The sequence below is a fragment of the Paenibacillus solanacearum genome, assembly GCF_910593845.1.
In the GTDB taxonomy this organism is placed as follows: Bacteria; Bacillota; Bacilli; order Paenibacillales; family NBRC-103111; genus Paenibacillus_G; species Paenibacillus_G solanacearum.
Genome location: NZ_CAJVAS010000087.1, coordinates 1 through 6,222, shown reverse-complemented (window position 1 = coordinate 6,222; position 6,222 = coordinate 1). Strand labels below are relative to the sequence as shown.

Sequence of the window (6,222 nt, the reverse complement as noted above, 5' to 3'; positions counted from 1 at the left end):
CCGCGAAGGCAGGAAAGCGAATCTCAATGCTAATTCATCGTCAACTCCAGAATTGGACTGCCGGTTTGCCTAGCTACATCAAGGCTTATTTGCCAATTTCAAGCTGCGAAAGTTGAGTTATAAACAATCATATAAGCTGGAACAGAAGTGGATAAATGAATCCCTCGATCTCTTTAGGACGATACGTGAAGACAAACTCTCGAATCTCATGGAGTTATTAGAGAAAATTATAGGCCAGATCCATGAAGTAAAGAAAACAAAAAAGGAACTTGTTAAGTCGGTTCTAGCTCTTGGGGTGGATTCGGATCAGCTGGATAATGAGTTGCTCTGGTCATTTGCGAAAACTTCTGAAGAAGAAATATTAAGTGTTGTTTCTTACTTGCAAACCCACTACTTTATTAACGAAGGTAAGGAGTCACCGGCTAATTTATATGTAGAGCAACGAGGAATTCTAGAGAACAGGCTCATCTTGAAGATGACCAATATCCTTGATGACAGTGTGGTCCAATTTCGTGAGAATTACAGAAATGATGCCGAGGAGCTGCGCAAGATTTTTCGAGCAAAGAAGAAAATCCCTAAACACTTGTTGGAGCCATTGGTGCAAGCCTTTCCTTGTCTCATTGTTGGGATTCGAGAACTAGGAGAATTCATACCCTTGGAGGCCAATCTGTTTGATGTTGTGATCATTGACGAGGCCTCTCAAGTCAGTATTGCTCAAGCCTTTCCAGCTATCATTCGGGGTAAGAAAACGGTCGTCTTAGGGGATACCAAGCAGTTTGCGAACGTGAAATCCCATAACGCTTCTACCAAAGTAAACAACGTTTTATTCAATCGAGTACGGGACGCTTTCAAAAAAGATATCGTTGACCGCCCTGAATCTGAGCGTGAGAGTTTAGAGATGAAGATAGAGAATTTCAATATCAAGAACTCCATCCTCGATTTTATGAAAAATATACCTAATTACGAATGCAGCCTGAAGAAGCACTTTAGGGGGTATATTGAGCTCATCAGCTTCTCAAATAAAAACTTTTACCAGGATTCCCTCCAGGTGATGAAGATACGTGGTGTTAGTCTGAACGACGTGCTTCAATTTCATGTCATCCAGGCAGATCCGCGTAAAGAAAGGCTAAAAAACACAAACACCGATGAGATTCACTATATACTTGATGAGCTTAATCGGTTGAAGCAAATGAATTATCAAGGAACGGTTGGAATCATTACACCGTTTACCAACCAGCAGAAACTATTGACAAGCAGGATTCTGGCTTCTAAGGATTGGGAGTACTACATGGAGAAGTTTCATCTAAAGATCATGACATTCGATTCCTGCCAGGGTGAGGAAAGGGATATTATCTACTATTCCATGGTTGAAAAGCCGGGTGAAGATAGTCTGAAGTATATATTCCCTGTTAAGTTGGATAAGGCTGCAGAGGAGGAAAATGGAACACTAAAAGCGCAACGTCTAAATGTTGGCTTTAGTCGTGCGAAGGAAAGTATTCGCTTTATCCTGAGCAAACAACCGGAGGAAATCCAACATGAGACTGGCCGGGTTCTTCAATATTTCAAGAATATGCTGCAAGGTCCGGATGAGGCAAGGTTGTTGGAACAAACTGATGGTAGATCCAAAATGGAGCCCATGGTCCTGCAATGGATCCAACAGACAAAGTTTTATAAACAAAATAAGGGACACATCGAGATCATTCCACAATTTGATATTGGTAGGTATATCAAACAATTAGATCCTCTGGCAAAGATTCCGGCTTACCGTATTGATTTCCTGTTGATATTCCGGAAGCCAGGTGATCGGGCGCGTTCTGCGATCATTGAATATGACGGCTTTGAGTTTCACTTTAAGTCCAGTGATTCAATAAATGAGTTTACCTACACTCGCTACTATGTAGAGTCTGATGTTGAGCGACAGAAAACGATTGAATCCTACGGTTACCCCTTCATTCGTCTCAACAAGTTTGTTATTCGTGACAACCCGTTGCAGTATTTGGATCGACAATTTGCCCGGACTTTTAAAATAACGGAAACTGAAGATGAGGACGATCTGCGTAAGGAAGTCGCGGAAACCTACGAAAAAATTGAAAGCAAGCAAATCAAAAAGTGCGGAAAATGCGGTCAGATGAAGGATTTATCCGAGTTCTATGACCCCAATTTAGCTACCATGTACGGACGTAACTGCAAGACATGCAAAGGCAAGGATACGGTACGATCTAGATAACAAAAAAAAGCAGATGAGGAACACTCTCTTCTGCTTTTTCTCATTCATATAGTTCTTTCAGGATTGTCTTTGCCTTACGAAGTCCCTTAATATCCTGTTCCAAAAGTATTTGTAGAATTTCTTCTAGCTCCGCTTCCTTTTCTGAGTGCACATTGTGATGCGATTTTATATATACGAATAACTCCCCGATATGCACTTCTAATGCCGCGGCAATCTTAGCAAGGTTGAGTATCGAGATATTTTTCTCGGCGCGTTCAATACCTCCAATATAAGAGAAGTGAAAATCTGCCTTTTCCCCTAATTGTTCCTGTGATAATCCGCGTTCTTTACGCAGGTCACGTATTCTAATTCCAATGAGTTTAAGTATTTGGTCGTCGGCCATATCCACACCTCTTAACAGAAGTGTAGACAATGCATAATTAGGCAAACATAGGTTGTTTATTATCAATTGTTAAAATTGATACTTATATGTATTAAATCCAATGGATTGGAAATGATAATGATAGATTATTAAAAAAATTCATAGATTAATAGTGAGGTGTTCTTAATGCAAATGCTTTCTTCTTATTTATCCCTTGATGTAGCGATTGTAAAAAGTGAAGGTGTCTGTTTTCGAGAGAAAATTTACACATGTAACGCTGCGATCAAACAAAAATGGTTTCAAAAAGCTTTAGACGAAGGTATTTGGGAAGTATTCATTTATTTCGATCCTCAAGTTTCAGACTCCATATTAGTATTATTAGAAGATGGGCGTGTGGCTGTTGCGAATCAAATTGTAATTCAATTGGATAATGTAGTTCCGGAAGTTGTAGAACAGTATCACAATAAAATAAATTATTTGAAGGTTCTTCGTGCGCGTAAAAAACGAAGAAATAGATATCGAAAAATATTCGCTGAAGACTATGGTAATGACATATCGTAATTGAAATAAAGGGTGAATTATATGGAGAAGTTACGTGTTCGACCATCCATTTGGTCAAAGGAAAGCGTGGCTAGTTATTTGTATAGGTTGGCATCAGTTAATCATTATTCTACTGTTTCCTATTTTGCAACAATGCTAAGTACTACTGTTCCGAAAATGAATAATAATACGTTTAATGAAAAGCAGTTAAGTATGATTAGTTATATCTCTGATACTTGCAGGACTGAACTTATTCATTCCACCTATTTTCAGCTCGACAATTACCTAGGTCCTAAACTTCTTAGTAAGATATTGCTGAAGAATAAAGTTAAATTTTGCCCACAATGTATTAAAGATGCACTATATCATCATCATGCATGGGGACTTCTTCCACTTAATATATGTGTTGACCATCATATAGAATTGGTTGATTGCTGCCAATGTTGTGGAAAAACAATACCCTTAAACTCATTCATGAACGGATTTTGCTCCCAGTGCGGGTTCTCATTCGCATCTACGAACGGAGTAATAGTTGACCGCACTGATAATTTGTTCGTTTCTCAGTTAGACTTAAGCCAAGCGTTTTATTACAACAGCATCCTCCCATTAGGCCTTTCTTTAAAGGATTTTCTCCTACTATCTTTTCACACTTTTCATTTACTTGATGGAATGGGGAGCTACATAGCTAATAAAAATGAAAAAGTAAAAATATTTCATAATAAGTCGAATGGTTATCGAAATAGTTCTGCCATGATGATAGCTTTGGGGAATGTTTATTGGATGCTTCAGGATTTCCCTAATCATTTTTATAGATTGCTGTCTGACTTTCATGGCCATGAATATAAAAAAAACCAAAACTTGTATGGAAAAAAGGAACAATTTGAGCGGATTTTTGCTTTAATAAGCCATCCAACACTCAAAGAGGCATACGAACAGTTTTGGCTCGACAAATTAGATAGAGGTATTGTCAGAAAAGATTTTTCTATATTCAAAAAAGTACCTACCCTCTTGGAACAAAGAAAATTTATCAGTAAAGATGAAATTAGGACGGACATAGGTATGAGTTACGAAATGGTCGAACAGTTGAGCGAGAACAGCAAATTATTGATGGTTACATCACAGAAAGGCAAACTCAGTCGATACATGATTGAAAAAGATTCGTTGACTTCTGTTTTAGAAGAAAAGAACTTGCTCATTTCCAAGAAAGAAGCTGCTCTTGTATTGGGGATCCAGCGGGACTCGGTTCCCAAGTTAATCAACGCAGGGTTATTAAAGACATATAAATCTACTTCTAACAGTGTAGAAAAATTGGAGCTAATGGAAGTACAAGATCTCGTAATCCGCTGCCGCGGCGAGATTGTTAAAGAAATTAATGGAATCAGATTCCATGATGCATTAATCAAGTATTCCGTGAATGGATTAAAGATCATTGATTTGATTCAGTTTACTTTAGAAGGTCAAATGAAGCCTATTACAGCTAAGGCCAGCGGAAGCCTGGCTGATAATTACTTTAATATTTACGAGATAGAAAAATGTCTTCAGACCATTAAAAATAATAAAATCAATGAGCAGGGATATTTCATGTCTGATGTTATGCGTGTTCTACGGGTTGGTGAGAAAACTCTAAAACATATGGCGGAACAGAAAGTTCTTGAACCCATAAAGGTTCTAACAGATCGAAATGGACGAAAGCGTTATTTATATAATAAATTTGATGTTCATGCGTTGGCCATGATGAAGAAGAATGCATAATCTTAAGAAATTGAAAAGCAAAATTTAGCATATTCAAAGAAATCTTTTCGAAAGGAGGATGTTTATATGCAAGAGATGATTGAAGAAGTTGAAAAAATTGTTGCTGCGTATAAATCGAATATCAATGGTAGAAAAAAATATTATGATTACCCATTTACGGATAATTGTGAACACTATTATCAGCTTATTGTTTTACAAAGAAGTTTAGATATTTGGACCCGTTCTCTCGAATTAATGAGAAAATATTCAGCGATACGATCAGGCGTAAAGGATTTAAAAAAGAGCTCTCATTTTGAAAAGCTGATAAATACCAATCAATATGAGTACAAATTGTTACCTAATTTGCATAAAGAAATGATTGAGTACATGAAGATTCTTGAGTGGAGGTTACAAGAACAAAGTTAAGGTAGCCTAAAATTTAGTCCATCTTTAATAATTAATCATGCTGTCCTCTTGCAAATGTTAGTTTGAACAAATGTCGCAGGTCTGTGCCCTAAAAGGAACAAGCTTTACCTTTTTTTACTTTAATCCAGTCGGTATGCAATTTAATACTCTTGTGTGTATTGTTTTTGGCTAAATTAGTGAGCATTATCACCTAGCTTACTTCATTTTTTAGACAAAAAAATACAAAATATCACATTTATGATATTATTAAAATTATAGCGATTGGAAAGTGGGGTATTTTGTTCTTGAAAACAATTTTATTTTCTTATACCCAAAAAATACAATATAATACTGATCAAGTTTTAATAAACAATAAGCAAATAGACGACTTTAACGGTACTACAGCAGAATCGTTTGCATATGAGAAGGCAAGAGAATATTATAGATCATATTTATCAAATCATTTCGAAAACTATATTATACTAACTGGGTCTGGTTCATCCTATGGAATAGGCGCGATTGGAAAAAAAGGGAAGATTATGAGCGGTTTATGGGAAAGTGTTAAAACATCAATAACTGAGGAAAAACTTAAAGAATTCTGTGAAAAGATCCATTTTCCTTATCCCGAAGATGGTAAGTCTGGTGACCTTGAAGCACTCTTGTCTAAAGCGAATATCGCGAAAGAATTTGTTAAATACGAAGTAGAAGATTGTATTAATCTGATACAACAACGAATAAAGGAAGATTGCTCTCTTACCTTACCTGACAATTCTGACCATGAGCTGTTTCTAAAGAAAATTACCTCAAGGAAATTAAAATACCCAAGAGTGAAGTTATTTACTCAACTTTCGCAGAGCCAAAATCGGCATGAATCCTTGTACAGAGAGGTTTTCCAAGCAATTAGGTAGTTGACTTGAAAAATAGAAAAACACCGCTTCGTTTGGTAAAGTGAAAGTGC

Annotated in this window: 6 protein-coding genes; 5 read left to right on the top strand and 1 reads right to left on the bottom strand. The window is 36.8% G+C overall.

The window, feature by feature from the left end; translation table 11 throughout:
* Positions 1-112 precede the first annotated feature (112 nt).
* Complete coding sequence (locus KXG62_RS33515; RefSeq protein ID WP_218096346.1) at positions 113-2,227, top strand: AAA domain-containing protein; 2,115 nt, start codon at positions 113-115, stop codon at positions 2,225-2,227.
* A 40-nt stretch (positions 2,228-2,267) separates the two neighbouring features.
* Here KXG62_RS33515 and KXG62_RS33510 read toward each other — a convergent pair whose 3' ends face one another.
* Positions 2,268-2,609 (bottom strand): helix-turn-helix domain-containing protein, encoded by a 342-nt coding sequence (locus KXG62_RS33510; RefSeq protein WP_218096345.1) that lies wholly within the window; start codon positions 2,607-2,609, stop codon positions 2,268-2,270.
* Positions 2,610-2,774: 165 nt separating this feature from the next.
* Between KXG62_RS33510 and KXG62_RS33505 the strand changes: the two genes are divergently transcribed.
* The 4 genes from KXG62_RS33505 to KXG62_RS33490 all read left to right on the top strand — a co-directional run bounded on the left by KXG62_RS33505 (position 2,775) and on the right by KXG62_RS33490 (position 6,172).
* On the top strand, positions 2,775-3,149 hold the full coding sequence (locus tag KXG62_RS33505; RefSeq protein ID WP_218096344.1) for a hypothetical protein: 375 nt from the start codon (positions 2,775-2,777) through the stop codon (positions 3,147-3,149).
* A 21-nt stretch (positions 3,150-3,170) separates the two neighbouring features.
* Positions 3,171-4,880 (top strand): TniQ family protein, encoded by a 1,710-nt coding sequence (locus tag KXG62_RS33500; protein WP_218096343.1) that lies wholly within the window; start codon positions 3,171-3,173, stop codon positions 4,878-4,880.
* 66 nt (positions 4,881-4,946) lie between these two features.
* Entirely contained in the window at positions 4,947-5,285 is a 339-nt protein-coding gene (locus tag KXG62_RS33495; protein ID WP_218096342.1) for a hypothetical protein, read from the top strand.
* 284 nt (positions 5,286-5,569) lie between these two features.
* On the top strand, positions 5,570-6,172 hold the full coding sequence (locus tag KXG62_RS33490) for a hypothetical protein (protein WP_218096341.1): 603 nt from the start codon (positions 5,570-5,572) through the stop codon (positions 6,170-6,172).
* The last annotated feature ends 50 nt before the right edge of the window (positions 6,173-6,222 follow it).